This is a genomic window from Streptomyces sp. NPDC102467 (assembly GCF_044765445.1).
In the GTDB taxonomy this organism is placed as follows: Bacteria; Actinomycetota; Actinomycetes; order Streptomycetales; family Streptomycetaceae; genus Streptomyces.
The window spans coordinates 1-16,543 of record NZ_JBIWKA010000014.1 but is presented as its reverse complement, the minus strand read 5'-3'; the positions used below and the strand labels follow the sequence as shown (position 1 = coordinate 16,543).

The following is a 16,543-nucleotide window of genomic DNA, read 5'->3' as shown; positions in this document are numbered from 1 at the left end:
GCTAGCACGGGCGCCCGGTACGGGCGCCGCGGGAGACCGGTGGCTCCAGCCTCCCGCGAACGCGCTATCCGACGCGCTTGATTTTCGCTCCGAACCCGGGCTCGGCGAGGTCCTTCTGCAGCGCTACGGGGACCTCGACGGCGTCGTTCTTGCCGTCACCGACGCTGAGCACACCCACCTCGGTGCCGGCCTTGGCCGCGTGCGGAGGCGTCTCGCCCTTCTTCTCACCGAGCTTCAGCCTGACGGTCAGCCCCGACCAGCCGACGGCGGTGACGTCCTTCGTGGCGACGACCGGGGTGGTGCCGCCCATACCGTCGTCGACCTGGCCGACGACGTCGCCCTTCGTGACGATCTTCTTGGCGGTGAGCGCGCTCTGCCCCGACTCGATCAGCTTGCGGACCACACCGGTGACCTCGTCGATGTTGGCCGTGCCGTTGCGTCCGTACTGGCCGAGAGCCGCGCCGATGATCGTCTGGGTCTTGCCGCCGACCTTCTTCTCCGCGGCGAAGAGGATGTTGCCGCCCGCCGCGGTGGTGGTGCCGGTCTTGATGCCGATGGCGACGGTGGGGACGAGCCCGAAGAAGTTGTTCTGCTTGTCCCCGTTGAGGTCCACGTAACTGGGCTGGCTGGAGACGTCCTTGAAGACCGGGTTCTCCATCGCGGCGCGGCCGAGCTTCACGAGATCCTCGGCGGTGGAGACGGTCGTCTTGTCGAGGCCGCTGGGGTCCGTGTAGGTGGTGTTCTTCATCCCCAGCTCCTTGGCGGTCTTGTTCATCTTGTCGACGAACGTGTCCTCGGAGGATTCTCCGGTGTCCCAGCGGGCCAGCAGCTTGGCGATGTTGTTCGCCGACGGCAGCATGACCGCCTGCAGCGCCTCGTACTCGCTGATCTGCTGCCCTTCGGTGACCTTCACGACCGACTCGTTCTCGGCCTTGCCGGTCTCGTAGTGCTTCTGCGCCGCCGCGTCGACCGGGATCTTCGGACCCTTCTCGCCGGTCTTCAACGGGTGGTCGCGCAGGATCAGATAGACCGTCATGACCTTGGCGATACTGGCGATCGGTACGGGCTTCTGGTCGCCGGACGTGCCGAACGTACCGATGCCGTTCACGTCCATCGCCGCCTGGCCCTGGCCGGGCCACGGGACCGACGGCTTGCCGCCGTCGAAGGAGACGGACTCCTGCGCGGTGAGCTGGAGCGTGGGCGTCGGCAGCGGGCGCACGGCCTGTACGACTGCAAAGACCACGATGAGGAGCAGTACCAGCGGCGTCCAGACCTTGACGCGGCGCACCGTGGTGCGGACGCGGGTCTCCGGGGGCGGCGGCGTGTTGGTCAGCTCGGCGAGCAGGTCCAGCGGCGGCTTCGGCGGCAACGGCTGCTGCGTGGTCCGCTCCGCGACCGGGGGCTCCGCCGGTTTGCCGGTGCCGGGCGCGGCCGCGCTGTCGAGTCCCTTGAGCGGCACGAACTTACTGGTCCGCTCGGCCTCGGTCTCCGGCTTCCCGCCCTTGACGGACGCCGCGCCGTTCGCTGCCGCTGTGCTCTTCGCTGCCGCTGTGCCCTTTGCGTCCTTGGCATCCTTTGCAGGATTTGCAGGCTTTGCAGGCTTTGCACCCGGGGACTTCAGCATGGTCGTCGGCTGGTCGACCGGGGGTGCGACGGCCTTGAACACGGCGGTGGGCTGATCGACGGGCCCGTCGGCGCCGGCGCCCTTGGGGGCGGCATCGGCTTTCGCCTTGGTGCCGGCGTCCTTGGGAGCGGCGTCGGCTTTCGCCTTGGTGCCGGCGTCCTTGGGGGCGTCCGGCTTGGCTTCGGCGCGGGCGTCGGCACCAGCCTTCGGCTTGGCTTCAGCGCCGCCCGTGGGGGCAGCGGCGACGGCCGCGTCCGGCGCGGCATCGGCCGGCTCGGCCTTCGGCTCTGCGTCGGTATCCGGCTTCGGCTTCGTTTCGGCGCCTACCGCCGGCTCCGCCTCCGGCTCGGCATCGGCGTCCTCGGGGGCGCCCGGCTTGGCATCGTCGTTGGCGGCGGCACCGGCCTTCGGCTCGGCTTCAGCACCCGTGGGGGCAGCCGCAGCGGCCGCCTCCGGTACGACATCGCCCGGCTCAGCCTGCGGCTCGGCGTCGGCGTCCTCGTGGGCGCCCGGCTTGGCAGCGCCATCCGTGGAGGCTGCTGCGGCTGCTGCGGCTGCCGCGGCATCCGCAGCGGTCGCCTCCGGTACGACATCGGCCGGCTCGGCTTGCGGCTCGGCGTCGGTGCCCGGCTCCGGCGTGGCAGCGCGGCCCGCGCCGGGCCTCGGCTCTGCGTCCGCGTCAGCGCCCTTGGAGGCGTCCGCGGCGGCGGCAGTGCCCTCGGCATCCGATGCCGGCTCCACGTCCGCGCTCGGGGCCGCCTCGGCCCCCGCAGCGCCCGTCTCGCCCCTGGCCTCGGCCCCGGCGGCCGCGGCCGACGTCACCCACGCCGCCACCGCGTTCCTCAGCCGAGCGTCCCCGGGCTCCTCCGCGGAGGCGGAAGGCGCGTCCTCGGCCTCCTCCGCGGGAGCGGAACCGTTTCCGGAACCGGCCTCCTCCGCGGGAGCGGAACCGTTTCCGGAACCCGCCTCCTCCGCGGCAGCGGAACCGTTTCCGGACCCGTTCCCGGAACCGGAGTCCGTCTCGGCGACGTCACGGACCGAGAACACCGCCGTCGCCTGATCCACGCCCGACCGCGACGGAGTCTCCCGCGCCACCGCGAGGCGCGGGTCCTGCTCGTCCCGGGCCGGGCCGCCCGACGCCTTCTGCTCTTCGCCCGACCTGTCCGGGGTCCCCGCCACCGATGCCTCCTCGACCGCTAACCACTGAGCGCCGGACAGGCCGATGCCTGTCCGGCCCTGTCCGAACCATGTACCAGTGTCCTGTGTGGGGGCTTAACCCCCGTGGTAGACGAGAACGACATACCTACTGGTTCCCGTCCAAAGCAACCACGCACTCTCGACAGACCAATGTGAGAGGGGTCACCCTGTCATTCATCCACGCGGGGAGGCATGGATGGGCAGGAGCCGCAGAACACTTCCGGAGGAGCTTCTGCTGCTGGCGCTGGACCCGACCACGGGTACCACCGCACAGCCGCAGTCGCTCGACCTAGGTCTGGCCGGAGCACAGCTAGTAGAGCTGGCGCTGGCCGGACGGATAGCCCCAGACGGGGATCGTATCGCCGTGGTGGCACCACGGCCGACCGGAGATCCGACTCTGGACTGCGCGTTGGAGTTGCTGCGAAGGCGCGGCGCTCCTGTGCGGGCGGTCCACTGGATTGGCGGGCCGCGTCTCGGGCTGCGCCAGACCTACCTCTCGCACCTGGAGCGGTGCGGCATGGTGCATGCCGTGGCGGGCCAGATGTGCGGGGTACTGCCGACGACTCGCTATCAGGCGACGGACACGGCAATCAGCCGGGAGATCAGGTCCCGGCTGGATTCAGCGATCCGTACCGGCGTTCCGCCGGACCCACGGACCGCGGCGCTCGCCGCGCTGGCCCATGCGGTCGGTCTCGGCAAGCACCTGTATCCGGGCAACGAGGGACGGTCGTCCCGATCCCGGCTACGGGACCTGATCAGGCACGACCCGATGGGCGGCCTCGTGGCGCACGCCGTGATGGACGTCCAGAACGGGGTGGCCGCTCAGCCACGCCGTTCGCCCGCCATCCCGACGGGCCGGCCGGCACCGGAGCCCGCCAGGGGCGTTCCGATGCAGCCACGGCACGGTTCCATGGCGCGCGCCGTGGCCCATTAGGCACGGCGGGCACCAGAGCACCACCGGCGCCACAGGCAGCACCCGGGCCGCACGAGCACCACGCACAGCCGCACCACACGCAGTTCAGGGCACCACGCGCTGCACAACGCACCATTCCGCAGCGCATGCACCACCCGCAGCACACGCAGCATCTGAAAAAGCACCCGCAACAGCGCCGCACCGCAGTCCCCAAGACCCGGTTCGGGAGCCGCTGTACCGCGCGGGGCGAGGGACCGGACGTCCGGACGACGACCCCGGCCATCGCCCCGCGCGGTCGCGTTTGTGCTGGGTACCACGCACATATCCGCCATTTCCCAGCGGCAGGAAGCCCCGGAGTGGCAATCTGCTGAGCAGCAGATACACAACGCACAAAAGATGCACGCAGCCGGAGGTGCACGCCCCGTGGCGTCCAACGTCAATCCCACCGTCAGGCGACGCCGGTTGGGCCAGGAGCTGCGTCGGCTCCGAGAGCTCAAGGGCATGACCGCCGAGGAGGTCGCCGAGCGCCTGCTGGTCTCGCAGTCGAAAATCAGCCGCCTGGAGAACGGGCGGCGCAGCATCAGCCAGCGCGACGTACGCGACCTGTGCGGCGTGTACGAGGTCGAGGACCACCGCATAGTGGACTCGCTGATGCAAATGGCCAAGGACTCGCGCCAGCAGGGCTGGTGGCACTCCTTCGGCGACATCCCGTACAGCGTCTACATCGGTCTGGAGACCGACGCCGCGAGCCTGCGCGTCTACGATCCGCAGGTCGTGCCCGGTCTGCTGCAGACCCGTGGCTACGCGGAGGCGCTCATCAACGGCGCGCTGCCGGAGACGACTCCGCAGGACATCGAGAAGCGTGTCCAGGTCCGGATGCGCCGCCAGGAGCGCATCCAGGCGCCGGACAACCCCCTGCGCCTGTGGACCGTGCTCGACGAGGCGGCGCTGCGCCGGCTCGTCGGCGGCAAGAACATCATGCGGGAGCAGCTGGAGCACCTGGTGGAGCAGTCCACGCTGCCGCATGTGACCGTGCAGGTCATCCCGTTCGAGATGGGCGCACATCCGGGGCTCAACGGGCAGTACGCGATCCTGGAGTTCCCCGACGCGGCGGATTCCAGCGTGGTCTACATCGAGGGTGTCACGAGCGACCTGTACCTGGAGAAAGCGAATGACGTCCAGAAATACAGCGTCATGTACGAACATTTGCGGGCACAAGCCTTGAATGTGGAGCAATCCCGACAGTACATCTCGGAGATCGCCAAGGAGTACGCGCACTGACGCCCTCCGCGACGATCTCCGGAAGGCTGGATTCCGCTCCGTTTCCCCCGGATTCCGTGCCTCCGAGGCAAAGGCGCCGCACGGTACACCTTCGCCTCGGAGGAATGGAAGACCCCAATGGAATATGCCATCCGGTCGGGTGAATGCCCGCTTCACGCACCCAATTTGGCGAGTAGCGTCGATCACGCCATCAGGACAACATCGTTGGCGAGAACCGCTCTGGACCTCCAGGCGGGGCTGAAATTCGACCACTGGCTAAAGCGGAGCAAACATGGCAATTCAGCAGGGCGCCACGGAATCATGGACCAAGTCCTCGTATTCCACAGGGAACGGCGCGTGTGTAGAGGTCAAGTCGCCCCAGCCGCTCGCGATCGCGGTACGGGACTCGAAGGTCGTACAGGGCCCGTCGATCGGCTTCGGCCCCGCGACCTGGAATGCGTTCGTGCACGAGGTGAGCACGGGTTCGTTCTGACCGAAGAACGGCACAACAATCACATATGCACCACCACGCACCACGCAACACGTATTACGCACCACAGCACCAGAGCACCACAGTAGGAGCCCTCTCGACTGGCCCGCCGTCCCGGCCGAGGGGGCTCGGCCTTGCCCGCCCACCCCTCACTCGCCCGTTCGCACCCTCCCGCCTTCGCGCGTTCGCACGTTCGCTCAACGCAATTGATCCACATAGCGATCGGTCCCCGGCACCGTCGGGACGAACGGTGCCATGAGCTCCACCCGCGCCCCGAGGCCCGCCCCCGCCACCTGCTCCCCGAGCCCCGCGAAATGCTCCTGCCAGCACTCGCGCGGATCCGCCTCCAGGAACCACAGCAGCGTCAGCCGGGTGTCGACGCCTTCCACCTGTCTCACGTACGTCATCCGGTCGCCGGGAAGCGGCGTGGGCCGGAAGGCCGTGACCAGCGCGGCCGGTGAACCGGCCAGTGCCCTCGGCAGATGACGTGACCGCAGCCACTCCAGCAGCTCGGCACGCCGCTCGGCCGATTCGACGTCGATGACCTCCACCACGAGCCCCGCGTACGGGTGGTCGAGGGCGTGATAGTCGCGCGGGCCCGCGGCCCCGTCCCGGTAGACGGTCGCCTCGTGGTCCTGGAACGCCGTGAAGACGTGGGTGCGGTCCTGGTAGACGCGGCCGTCGCGGTTCAGCCGCTTGTTGATGCCGACGGTCCACTTCATGTGGTCGTCGTAGCGCCCCTCGGTGACCCAGTACGTCGAGAGGTAGCAGCCTGCCGTGACGGGTTCGGCGACCGCCGACTTCTCGGGGTAGCGCAGCAGTTGGAGGTCGCGGGTGGCGACCCAGCGCCGCCCCGCGTACATCCAGGGCATGGCCATCGCGCCGGCGTAGTAGTGATCGTCCTCGTACCAGCGGTTGTACGCGTACTCGTGCCCCGGGTGCGGTTCGACCATGGTGATCAGAGCGTGCCCCGGGCGCACCCCGTACGGGCCGAGGGCCGCCAGTTCCGCATACGTCTCACTACGAGTACCGGAGCCACTCCCCGCACCACTCCCTGCACCACTCGCCGTATCGCTCTCCATTGCCACTCCCCTTCCGCCCGAGGCCGACCCGAAGCCACGCGAGCCTTCCAAAGTCCCGATGCCGCCCATACTCTGACGCCCCGTCAGGTAGATGGCCAGACTCGGGAGGCCCCCAATGGGGAATGGTGAGCTGCTCGCCGGAAAGACCGTGATCGTCTCGGGGGTCGGCGCCGGGCTCGGCCACCAGGTGGCGGCGGCCGTACTGCGCGACGGCGGCAACGCGGTGCTCGGGGCGCGCACGGAGTCCCATCTCGCCAAGTGCGCGGCCGAGTTGGACCCCGAGGGCGCCCGGACGGCGTACCGGTCGACCGACATCGGCGACGAGGGGCAGTGCGAGGCTCTCGCGGCGCTCGCGCGGGAGCGGTTCGGCGGGGTGGACGCGGTGGTCCATGTCGCCGCGTGGGACAGCTACTTCGGGGGCCTGGAGGACGCCGACTTCGAGACCTGGAGCCAGGTCCTCGACGTGAACCTGCTCGGCACCCTACGGATGACCCGGGCCTGCCTGCCGGCCCTCAAGGAGCGCGGCGGCTCGGTCGTCATCATCGGGACGCAATCGGCGGTGGCCGCCCCGTCGCAGGTGTGGCAGGCGGCCTACGCGGCGTCGAAGGGGGCGCTGACGAGTGCGATGTACTCGATGGCGCGCGAACTCGGACCGCACCGGATCAGGGTCAACACGGTGCTGCCGGGCTGGATGTGGGGCCCGCCGGTGCAGGCCTACGTCCAGTTCACCGCGCACACCGAAGGAGTACCGGAGGACGAGGTGCTGGCGAGGCTCACCGAGCGGATGGCACTGCCGGAGCTCGCCACCGACGGCGATGTGGCGGACGCGGCTGCGTTCCTGGCGTCGGACCGGGCCCGCGCCATCACGGGCCAGCAACTACTGGTGAACGCCGGTGAGTTGATGCGCTGACACGCGCACCCCCCTCTCTGCTTCACGCGACCGCACGGGACCCGCATCCCGTGCGGTCGTTCGCGTATGTGCGGCTACTGACGAAGTGCCCGCTCATGGTGTGGCCGGGGTCACGTTCACGACAACTCCCCACCCGGTAACGAAAATGCAAAATCGTTCGACTTGCTGATCTCGGTTCACATCCGTGACCACCGAAGCCCTTGACCGGCCCACCGAACAAGCGGTTCAATCCCGGAAGTCCCCACTCCCGCACGGGGGCGCCCGCTGGAACGGACGTACTGACGAAGAGCCGCAACGTTCACAAGGCGGACCCCTGGAGGGGGCACATGAACAGTCTCGACTGGGCCGTGCTCATCGGCTATTTCGGCATCATGGTCGCGATCGGCGTCTGGTCCCACAAACGTGTGGACAACGTCTCCGACTTCTTCACGGCCGGCGGCAAGATGCCCTGGTGGCTTTCCGGCATCTCGCACCACATGTCCGGCTACAGCGCGGTGATGTTCACCGGCTACGCGGGCATCGCGTACACGTACGGCGTGACGTCCTTCGTCACCTGGTCCTTCCCGATCGCGTTGGGCATCGCGATCGGCGCGAAGCTGTTCGCGCCACGGATCAACAGGCTGCGCTCGCGCCTGCACGTGGCATCACCGCTCGAATACCTCAAGAACCGCTACAACCTGGGTACTCAGCAGGCGCTCGCCTGGTCGGGCATGCTCCTGAAGATCGTGGACGTGGCCGCCAAATGGGCCGCGATCGCCACTCTGCTCGCGGTCTTCACCGGCATCTCGATCAACCAGGGCATCCTGATCACCGGCGTGATCACGGCGGTCTACTGCACCATCGGTGGCCTGTGGGCGGACGCGCTGACCGAACTGGGCCAGTTCATCATCCAGCTCATCGCGGGCGTAGCGATGTTCATCGCGGTGGTCTCCAAGCTGGGCCCGTTCGGCGGCATCTTCGGAGTCTGGGACGAACCGGAACTGGCAGGCCACGGCAAGCCGCTGGTGGGCCCCTACGGCACGGTCTTCCTGCTCGCCTTCCTCTTCATCAAGCTCTTCGAGTACAACGGCGGCATGCTGAACCAGGCCCAGCGCTACATGGCCACGGGCAGCGCCCGCGAGGCCACGCGCTCGGCCCGCCTCTCGGCCATCCTGTGGCTGGTCTGGCCGGTGGTCCTCTTCTTCCCCATGTGGGTATCGCCGCTGCTGGTGCACGCACAGAAGCCGGACGGCTCCGACTCCTACGGCCTGATGACGGAACAGCTCCTCCCGCACGGCCTGCTGGGCCTCGTCATCGTCGGATTCTTCTCGCACACGATGGCCATGTGCTCCTCCGACGCGAACGCGATCGCCGCCGTCTTCACCCGTGACGTGGCCCCCGCGCTCTCGAAGAAGGCAAAAGAGCAATGGGTCGGCAACAAGGGCCTGCTCGCAGCACGCCTCACCACGGTGATCTTCCTGGGCCTGTCCATGGCGGTGGCCACACAGGTCAACTCGCCCACCTTCAAGGACATCATCACGGTCGTCATCAAGTGGGTCGCCGGTCTCATGGGCCCGATCGCGATCCCGATGATGCTGGGTCTGCTCCGCACCTTCCGCAAATCCGGACCGACCGCGGCGCTCACCAGCTGGTCGATGGGCCTGCTCGCCTTCTGGCTGGTCAACTACCCGATCAGCTGGAACGTAGAGGGCGGCGTACCGCTCCAGTACCAGGTCTCGATCCCGCTGGCCGTCTCGCTCGTCCTCTACATCGTCATCGGCTTCGTCAAGCCGGAGGACACGCCTGAGCGGGACGCTCTCATCGAGCGCCTCAACACGGACGACGACGGCCCCGGCACGGCCCCCGCGGCGGTGCCGTCGCCGGCAGCAGCGCAGGACGACGTCCAGCGCCTGTAGCTCCGCCACTTGAGTCGAACGCGCCCTGCCTCGGGCCTACTTGAACGGTGGCCCGGGGCGGGGCGCGTCGCTTTCGCGGGGCCTGCTTACCTGGTCCCCCAGCGCTGGGGGGACGCACCGGTGTTTCCGTGCAGGCCTGCTTGCACGGTGCGCCCGGCACTGTGGGTGCCGTATCGGTGCTTTCGCGGGGGCCTGCTTTCACGGTGCCCCGGCGCTGGGGTGCCGCCTTGCCCGCCCTGCCGCCCTGGGGGTCCCCCCGGACGGAGTCTGGGGGAGGCAGATTGACCAATGCGGGGGCAGCTGGGGTGGCGGAGCCGACGGCGGGGCGGCACGGTAGCGACGGCAGTCGGCGGGGCGGGGCGATAGGGCCGCCCGACGGCGGCGCACCCGAAAACCCCAAGGCCCCACCGGTCCGCGCACGCAATGCGACGGGAGGGGACGTGTCGGGGTGCCCCCGCAGGACACCGCGGGAACTCAGCGCCGGATGACCGCCCATGGCGCAATCAGGGGTGGAGACCGATCCGGCCGAGGAGGCACCCCGACACGGCCCCGCCCCACCCACGAAACAGGGCGCAAACGCAGCGGAGGACCGCCTATGCGGACACGGCCCCACCCCAACGCCGTTCAGGCCCGCGGATACCGCGCCAGCCACCCCGGCGACGAGGCCCCGGGCCCGTGCAGCGCCGCCCCTTGCGTCATCTCCATGGCGAAGTCGTCCGCGAGTTCCAGGATCGTCGCCCGCCCCTCCAGCTCCGCCACCCACGCGGGCGGCAACGCCGTCTCCCCGTGCAGCGCCCCGAGCAACCCCCCGCACAACGCCCCGACCTCCGCCGAAGGCCCATCGTGGTGGACGGCGAGCCCCAGCCCGTGCCGAATGTCCTCACCGACCAGCGAGCAGTACACGGCTGCGGCAAGCGCCCCCACCGCCCCACCGTCATCGACGAGTTCACCGACGCGCGCCGCACTCGGCATCCCCTGCCGCACAGCCCCCACCGCATGCTTCAGCGCCTCCACGACCGGCAGATGCCCAGGCCGCGCCGCCAGCAGCACCAGCGTGCGCTGCACAGCCGCATCCAGCGAGTCGCCCCGCGCCAGGGCGTGCACGATCACGGCGTACGCGCCCGCGGCCAGATAGGCCTCCGGAGCGCCGTGCGTATGGACGGCGCACTCGACGGCCAACTGCAGCACGAGCTGCGGCTCCCACCCGACGAGGAGCCCGAACGGCGCCGACCGCGTCACCGCCTCCGCCCCGACCGCGTCCGGATTCTTGGGCTTGTCCATGGTGCCCATGACGTCGTTGCCGAGCCCCAGCAGACAGACCTGGGAGGCGCCACGCCGCGAGTACAGCCACTCCTCGCGCGCCAGCCACCCGTCCTCCTTGCGCCGCTCGTCGGGCCCCCAGTCACGCTGGGTCGCGGCCCACCGCAGATAGGCCCGATGCACATCGGTGGGCGGATGCCAGGCACCGGTGTCGCGGCGCACCTGCGCGCGGATGAGCCCGTCGACGGTGAACAGCGCGAGCTGTGTCGCCGCTGTCACCGCTCCGGTGCGGCCGTACGAGGGCGCGAGCTGGGTGAGCCCCGCGGCACCGTGCGCGTCCTGGATCTCGTCGAGCGTGAGGTCGGTGAGCGGAGCGCCAAGGGTGTCGCCCAGCGCGGCTCCGAGCAGCGTGCCGCGCACACGGCTGCGAAAGTCCTGCTGCTCGACGCGGCCCCAGACGGCCGCAGCGGCAACCGGTGCGCCCATGGGTTCCCTTCCCTCCGGCCCCTCCGACCCCCTCCAACTCGCAGCACTGTAATCGACCGAGCGCGACCGGGAACGTTCGCTTGCGTTACTCATGCGACCTCAACTGGTATGTGAGGAGTAGCCCTTGAGGCCGGTTCGGACCGCATTTGCCCAATTCGCGAAGGTGTACAGGCAGGGCCGGGCACCCGCCCCCACGTCCTCCTCCCGGGTTCGCCCACCGTTCACCCGGGCGTAGCACCCCGCCCCCCTGAGGCCCGAAACATCCGTCTCATGACGCACATGACTCGTGTAAGGGCCACCGCACTACCCTTCTGCGCCCTGTCGGCCGCCACGCTCTTCATCGGCCTGGCAGCCCCGGCCGCCTCGGCCCACACCAGCCACCCAAGCCATAGCAGCCACACCGACCACACCCCCACCCCCCGCATCCCCTTCACGCAGGCGAGGATCACGGCGACAGCGACGCCAGGAACGTACAAGATCACGTGGAAGGCGCCGGGCGTACGGCACGTCACCATCAAGGCGGGCGCCCGCACGGTGGCGCACGGCGGCTCGACGGGCGAACTCACGGTCACCGGTCTCGCGGCGGGCGTCGACCGTCAGTGGTTCGACCTGGTGCCCGACCACGGGCGGGGCCTGCACCTCGCGGACCGTCTCGTGAAGCTCGACGGCGCGGTCAACTTCCGTGACGCGGGCGGCTACCGGACGACGGACGGCCACTGGGTGAAGATGGGCAAGGTCTACCGTTCGGACGCCCTGGACAAGCTGACCGCCGCCGACCTGGCGAAGCTGAAGCGCCTCGGCATCGGCACGGACTACGACCTGCGGACGACGAGCGAGCGCGCCGCGGCGCCGGACAAGGTCCCGGCCGGCACGTCGTACGTCGTCGCGAACGTCCTCGGCGACGACAGCCCGGTCTTCCAGCTGCCGACGTCCGAGGCGGGCGCGGCCGAGATGATGGTCCAGGGCGAGAAGGCCATGGTGAGCTCGGACTCCGCGGAGGCGGCCTACCGGACGGTGATGGCGGGCATCGTGGACGGCGGCGGCGACCTGTTCCACTGCACGGCGGGCAAGGACCGCACGGGCTGGGCGAACGCCGCCCTGCTCACGGCCCTCGGGGTGCCCCGCGCGACCGTCATGGCCGACTACCTGGCTTCCAACGACTACCGGGCCGAGGCCAACGCGGCGACGCTCGCCGCGATGCCGCCGGAGCAGGCGAAGGTGTACAAGCCGATGCTCGACGTGCGCGCGGAGTACCTGAACTCGGGATTCGACGAGATCAAGAAGACATTCGGGTCGTTCAACGCGTACGAAGCGAAGGCACTGCACCTGGACGCCCAGGACATCGCGCGTCTGAAGCGAGACCTACTGGTCTGAGTGCTCGTCCGACAACAAGGGGAACCGCCCCGAGCCCAGCAACCCCAGCACCACCTCCGACCGGGCCCGGGGCGCCGCGTAATCCGGGTGCGAGCGGAGCACGGTCGCCGCGTCGTGCAGCCGGCCCATCTGGGCCGAGGCGCGGGCGAGATCGCGGCCGCCCGGACTGACCGGGTGCGACGCGAGGGCGGGGCGGCGCGGATCGACCCGGCCTGCGGCCACCGCGGGCGCCACCCGGCGCGCGCAGCGGCACGGCGCGGCCGGGTTCGCGAGCCCGCACGTGGCGTCCATGAAGGTGCGCAACCGCGTCCGCGCCCGTTCAAGTCGCTTGCGGTAGGCGGCCGGTGAGACATCGAGCACCCAGGCGGCCTCGGGCGACGGCAGCTCGAAGACCTCGCCCAGAACATAAGCGACGCGTTCGCCGCGCTCCAGGCACTGGAGCATGGCCTGGGTGCAGGTGAGCCGCACCTCACGTGCGAGCAACTCGGCGTCGGGCCCCGCGTAGGCAACCGGGGCGAGCCCGTCGACCAGTCCCTCCCCGAACGCGTCCAGGCTCAGCCCGGCCGCTTCCTGGGACGTGCGGCGCTTGAGGTTCAGGAGGTGATTGACGCCGATCCGGTACGCCCAGGTGAGCAGCCGCGCCTCGGCCCGCCAGGTGGCGAGCCCGGTGACGACGCGGATCAGAATCTCCTGGGCGGCGTCCTCGGCGTCGGCCGGCCGCCAGGTCATCCGCAGGGCGAGCCGGTACAGCGGGTCCTGGACGCGCCGCACGACATCCTCCAGGGCGTCCTTGTCACCGGAGACGGCACGGGCAACCAACTCCCGCTCGGCGTCCAACACTTCACCACCCCCGCCACCGGCACCACCGGCACCACCACCGACATCAACATCGCTACGCATCCGCTCCTCGCTCATACGGACAGTGTCAGCATGTCGTCGTGCCGCCGCAGCCAGTCGGAGACGGCGGTACCGATCGCGTCCGGCTGGTCCTCGGGTGCGTGGTGCCCGGCGACACCGATGTCGGCGGTCTCGACGTTGGTGAAGGTCTCCCGGGCCCAGGCCACGACCCCGGCGGACCCCATGCCCGCCCCGTCCGTGCCGTGCATGACCAACTTCGGCACGGAGGCGGACTCCTGGGAGGCCAGCCACGCCCCGTACGCCTCCATGCGCGCATGCACGTCGGCGGGTTCGCCGTCGAAGGGGATCTCGCGGGGCCACACGAGGAGCGGCTTGCGGGAGGCCTCGGTCGGGTACGGCGCGCGGTACACGTCGTGATCCTCGGCGGACAGGCGGGCGGTGCCGTGCGGCAGGTTGAACTCGATGAACATGTTGTCCCGCAGAATCATCTCCTCACCCCGGCCCGGCGTACGGAATCCGCGGAACAACTCCTGCCCGAGTGGCGGCAGTTCGGCCCAGCTCAGTGGCCTCAGGAAGGTCTCGACGAGGGCGAGCCCGCGCACCCGCCCGGGGTGCCGCGCCGCGTAGTCCATGGCGAGGGCGCCGCCCCAGTCGTGCCCGACGAACACGACGTCGCCGAGTCCGGCCGCGTCGATCCAGGCGTCGAGGTAGCGGGCGTGGTCGGCGAACCGGTAGCCGATGTCGGGCTTGCCCGAGGCGCCCATGCCGATGAGGTCGGGGGCGAGGGTGCGTGCCTGGCCGGCGACGTACGGGACGACGCCGCGCCACAGGTGGGAGGAGGTGGGATTGCCGTGCAGGAACACGACGGCGGGGCCACCACCGGTACCGGTCTCCCGATGAGACATAAAGGAGCCAAGAACCGGAACGGTGCTACTGCTGGTACCAATACTGCTGGTGCTGGTGCTGGTGCTGGTGCTGGTGCTGGTGCTGGTGCTGGTGCTGGTGCTGGTGCTGGTGCTGGTGCTGGTGCTGGTGCTGGCCGACATGTGAGTGCCCTCCGAGAGATGCGGTGGTCCCGGACTCTCCCGGGGCCTTCACTCGGATTGGACACAGGGAAGCACCCGCCTGTGACACGGCACGGGCAACTTTCTCAGCCGAGCCCGCGCTCATGCAGAGCGAACCCGTCCGCACCCGCGTCCTCCCGCCCCTCGACCAGCCGCATCTCATGGTCGTAGTCCCCGCCGGTGAGCGTCCGGAACGGCACCGGCTGCTCGGTGAAGAGGGCGTCGAGCCGTCGCCCGTACACCTCCCGGATCTCGGTGAACCGCGCCTCGGGCACCTCGTGCGCGCCGGACACGGCGAACGGTTCGAGTGGCGCGATGCCCGTGAACCAGAGCAGTCCGTGCTGCACGGGGAACAGCACGTCGGCGAGCGGCCCGTGGATCCCGCGGTCGGAGAACGCGCCCGGCCGCGCCCCGTACGTCACCGACACCAGCGCCCGCCGTCCGGCGAGCGGCCCGTGGCTGTACGGAGGCGCGACCTCGGGCCCGTACGCGAACCCGGCCGTGAACACCCGGTCGATCCACCCCTTGAGGATCGCGGGCACCCCGAACCACCACAGCGGGAACTGGAACACGACGGCGTCCGCCCACCGCAGCTTCTCCTGCTCGGCGACGACGTCCGCGGTGAGCCGCCCGGCGAGGGTGTCCCGCTCGGAGGCCCCCATCACGTGCAGCCGCGCCCCGGCGTCCAGACCGGGGTAGTCGTCGGCGTCGGTGGTCGCCTTCCACTTCATCGCGTACAGGTCGCTGACCCGCACCTCGTGTCCGGCGGCGCGCAGCCGCTCGACGGCGAAGTCGGTCAACGAGGCGTTGAGAGAACGGGGTTCGGGGTGGGCGCTGACAACGAGGACCTTCTGCTTCCGCGTATCCATACGGCCACGTTCTCCCGCCCACGAACGACCAGCCAGCACCCTCTTCGACCACCGGACCTGCAATCCTGGTACTGCCGGTCCTCCCCGCATACTGGACATCATGAGCATGGGGGACGACGGGCGGGACCTGGGCGCGTTCCTGCGGGCGCGCAGGGGTCGTGTCACGCCGGAGCGCGCCGGTATCAGCGCGGGTATCAACGGCGGGGCCAGGCGACGGGTCGCCGGGCTGCGCCGCGAGGAGCTGGCGCAGCTGGCCGGGATCAGCGTCGACTACCTCGTCCGCCTGGAACAGGGCCGCGCGACCCAGCCCTCCCCGGAGATCCTGAACGCGCTGGCGACGGCCCTGGGCCTCGACACGGCGGAGCGCGCCCACCTGACGACGCTGGCCACCGGCCGCACGGCCCCGCCGCCCACGGCAGAGGTCAGCCCGTTGGTCCGGTCCGTCCTGGACGCCCTCTCCCCCGCCCTGTTCCCGGCGTTCGTCACCAACCACCGGCTGGACGTGGTGGCCTGGAACGCGCTGGGCGCGGAGCTGATGGGCGGCCTCGGCGACCCGTCACGGCGGGACCCCAACAACGCCCGCTTCCTCTTCCTGGACCCGGCGGCCCGCGCCCTGCACCCCGCGTGGGAGACCCGCGCGGCGGAGGCGGTGGGCCAGCTCCGGGTCTCGGCGGCGCGCTACCCCGGCGACGCGGCCCTCACCGCTCTCATCGCCGAACTGAGCGCGCACAGCGCCGAGTTCCGAGCGCTGTGGGCGACGGGCGAGGTGGTGATGTGCACAGCGGGCCGCAAACAACTCCGCCACCCGGCGACGGGCCCCCTCGACCTCGACTTCGAAACCCTGCACATTCCGGCGGAGCCGGGCGAGATGGCCCTGGTGGTCCACATCTTCCGAGCCGACCCGACCGGCCCCGAGGCGAAAGCACTGACGCGCCTGCCGCTGACCGCCCCCGGCACGAGCGTCCCGACGCCACAGCTGCCTTGACACTCACGCGGCCGGCGCCGTCGCGGAGCGGTCCCGGCACTCCCCGGGCCCGGCCACCCGGAACGCCCGGTCGCACTCGTCGCAGTTCTGCAGCGGAAGCGGTTCTTCTCGCGTGCCCGAAGGGGGACCGGGCCCGTAGAGGCGGGCGTACCACCACCGGTACGCCCGCCCGTCAGCCCAGACCTAGGTGTATTGACCCGTGAGGTTGGGGACGCGGCTGACGGGTGGTTGGCCTTTCAGCGCGGTGTGTCCGCGGTGGTGATTGTAGGTGTGCAG

The 16,543-nt window shown here is 70.1% G+C and carries 14 protein-coding genes; 8 read left to right on the top strand and 6 right to left on the bottom strand.

The genetic code is table 11. The annotated features are described in order from the left end of the window. Nucleotides 1–64 precede the first annotated feature (64 nt). Nucleotides 65–2,803 (bottom strand): D-alanyl-D-alanine carboxypeptidase, encoded by a 2,739-nt coding sequence (locus tag ACIREE_RS27935; RefSeq protein WP_404157741.1) that lies wholly within the window; start codon nt 2,801–2,803, stop codon nt 65–67. 214 nt (nt 2,804–3,017) lie between these two features. Between ACIREE_RS27935 and ACIREE_RS27930 the strand changes: the two genes are divergently transcribed. The 3 genes from ACIREE_RS27930 (at nt 3,018) to ACIREE_RS27920 (ending at nt 5,487) form a co-directional block, all read left to right on the top strand. Beyond that, the gene (locus tag ACIREE_RS27930; protein ID WP_404157738.1) at nt 3,018–3,755 is read left to right on the top strand and encodes a GPP34 family phosphoprotein; all 738 of its coding nucleotides are present in this window, start codon (nt 3,018–3,020) and stop codon (nt 3,753–3,755) included. Between the two features lie 402 nt (nt 3,756–4,157). Next, the gene (locus ACIREE_RS27925; RefSeq protein ID WP_404157735.1) at nt 4,158–5,015 is read left to right on the top strand and encodes a helix-turn-helix domain-containing protein; all 858 of its coding nucleotides are present in this window, start codon (nt 4,158–4,160) and stop codon (nt 5,013–5,015) included. 271 nt (nt 5,016–5,286) lie between these two features. Continuing rightward, nucleotides 5,287–5,487: a DUF397 domain-containing protein gene (locus tag ACIREE_RS27920; protein WP_404157732.1), complete on the top strand. Its 201-nt coding sequence runs from the start codon at nt 5,287–5,289 to the stop codon at nt 5,485–5,487. Between the two features lie 194 nt (nt 5,488–5,681). On the opposite strand, the gene ACIREE_RS27915 is transcribed toward ACIREE_RS27920, so the two are convergent. Further along, entirely contained in the window at nt 5,682–6,566 is an 885-nt protein-coding gene (locus ACIREE_RS27915; RefSeq protein WP_404157729.1) for a hypothetical protein, read from the bottom strand. Between the two features lie 115 nt (nt 6,567–6,681). On the opposite strand from ACIREE_RS27915, the gene ACIREE_RS27910 reads away from it, so the two are divergent. Both ACIREE_RS27910 and ACIREE_RS27905 read left to right on the top strand, forming a co-directional pair. Beyond that, a complete protein-coding gene (locus ACIREE_RS27910; protein ID WP_404157726.1) occupies nt 6,682–7,476 on the top strand; it encodes an SDR family oxidoreductase in 795 nt (264 codons plus the stop codon). Nucleotides 7,477–7,802: 326 nt separating this feature from the next. Beyond that, a complete protein-coding gene (locus tag ACIREE_RS27905) occupies nt 7,803–9,371 on the top strand; it encodes a sodium:solute symporter family protein (RefSeq protein WP_404157723.1) in 1,569 nt (522 codons plus the stop codon). A 624-nt stretch (nt 9,372–9,995) separates the two neighbouring features. Here ACIREE_RS27905 and ACIREE_RS27900 read toward each other — a convergent pair. Continuing rightward, nucleotides 9,996–11,117 carry an ADP-ribosylglycohydrolase family protein gene (locus tag ACIREE_RS27900; protein WP_404157720.1) on the bottom strand — a complete coding sequence of 374 codons (1,122 nt, stop codon included), beginning with the start codon at nt 11,115–11,117 and terminating at the stop codon, nt 9,996–9,998. Nucleotides 11,118–11,387: 270 nt separating this feature from the next. On the opposite strand from ACIREE_RS27900, the gene ACIREE_RS27895 reads away from it, so the two are divergent. Then, complete coding sequence (locus tag ACIREE_RS27895) at nt 11,388–12,491, top strand: tyrosine-protein phosphatase (RefSeq protein WP_404157717.1); 1,104 nt, start codon at nt 11,388–11,390, stop codon at nt 12,489–12,491. On the opposite strand, the gene ACIREE_RS27890 is transcribed toward ACIREE_RS27895, so the two are convergent. Both ACIREE_RS27890 and ACIREE_RS27885 read right to left on the bottom strand, forming a co-directional pair. Continuing rightward, complete coding sequence (locus ACIREE_RS27890; protein WP_404157714.1) at nt 12,480–13,406, bottom strand: RNA polymerase sigma factor; 927 nt, start codon at nt 13,404–13,406, stop codon at nt 12,480–12,482. The two genes, ACIREE_RS27895 and ACIREE_RS27890, sit on opposite strands and share 12 nt — an antisense overlap. Continuing rightward, on the bottom strand, nt 13,403–14,254 hold the full coding sequence (locus ACIREE_RS27885; RefSeq protein WP_404157711.1) for a haloalkane dehalogenase: 852 nt from the start codon (nt 14,252–14,254) through the stop codon (nt 13,403–13,405). The genes ACIREE_RS27890 and ACIREE_RS27885 overlap by 4 nt, the downstream gene beginning before the upstream one ends. 22 nt (nt 14,255–14,276) lie before the next feature. On the opposite strand from ACIREE_RS27885, the gene ACIREE_RS27880 reads away from it, so the two are divergent. Next, nucleotides 14,277–14,399: a hypothetical protein gene (locus ACIREE_RS27880; protein WP_404157709.1), complete on the top strand. Its 123-nt coding sequence runs from the start codon at nt 14,277–14,279 to the stop codon at nt 14,397–14,399. Nucleotides 14,400–14,499: 100 nt separating this feature from the next. On the opposite strand, the gene ACIREE_RS27875 is transcribed toward ACIREE_RS27880, so the two are convergent. Further along, a complete protein-coding gene (locus ACIREE_RS27875) occupies nt 14,500–15,282 on the bottom strand; it encodes an NAD(P)H-dependent oxidoreductase (protein ID WP_404157706.1) in 783 nt (260 codons plus the stop codon). Nucleotides 15,283–15,382: 100 nt separating this feature from the next. On the opposite strand from ACIREE_RS27875, the gene ACIREE_RS27870 reads away from it, so the two are divergent. Beyond that, on the top strand, nt 15,383–16,267 hold the full coding sequence (locus tag ACIREE_RS27870) for a helix-turn-helix transcriptional regulator (protein ID WP_404157704.1): 885 nt from the start codon (nt 15,383–15,385) through the stop codon (nt 16,265–16,267). The last annotated feature ends 276 nt before the right edge of the window (nt 16,268–16,543 follow it).

Coding starts and splice junctions, on each gene's coding strand:
- ACIREE_RS27930 (WP_404157738.1), top strand. CDS start 3,018: ATGGGCAGGAGCCGCAGAACACTTCCGGAGGAGCTTCTGCTGCTGGCG.
- ACIREE_RS27920 (WP_404157732.1), top strand. CDS start 5,287: ATGGCAATTCAGCAGGGCGCCACGGAATCATGGACCAAGTCCTCGTAT.
- ACIREE_RS27915 (WP_404157729.1), bottom strand. CDS start 6,566: ATGGAGAGCGATACGGCGAGTGGTGCAGGGAGTGGTGCGGGGAGTGGC.
- ACIREE_RS27910 (WP_404157726.1), top strand. CDS start 6,682: ATGGGGAATGGTGAGCTGCTCGCCGGAAAGACCGTGATCGTCTCGGGG.
- ACIREE_RS27905 (WP_404157723.1), top strand. CDS start 7,803: ATGAACAGTCTCGACTGGGCCGTGCTCATCGGCTATTTCGGCATCATG.
- ACIREE_RS27900 (WP_404157720.1), bottom strand. CDS start 11,117: ATGGGCGCACCGGTTGCCGCTGCGGCCGTCTGGGGCCGCGTCGAGCAG.
- ACIREE_RS27895 (WP_404157717.1), top strand. CDS start 11,388: ATGACGCACATGACTCGTGTAAGGGCCACCGCACTACCCTTCTGCGCC.
- ACIREE_RS27890 (WP_404157714.1), bottom strand. CDS start 13,406: ATGAGCGAGGAGCGGATGCGTAGCGATGTTGATGTCGGTGGTGGTGCC.
- ACIREE_RS27885 (WP_404157711.1), bottom strand. CDS start 14,254: ATGTCTCATCGGGAGACCGGTACCGGTGGTGGCCCCGCCGTCGTGTTC.
- ACIREE_RS27875 (WP_404157706.1), bottom strand. CDS start 15,282: ATGGATACGCGGAAGCAGAAGGTCCTCGTTGTCAGCGCCCACCCCGAA.
- ACIREE_RS27870 (WP_404157704.1), top strand. CDS start 15,383: ATGAGCATGGGGGACGACGGGCGGGACCTGGGCGCGTTCCTGCGGGCG.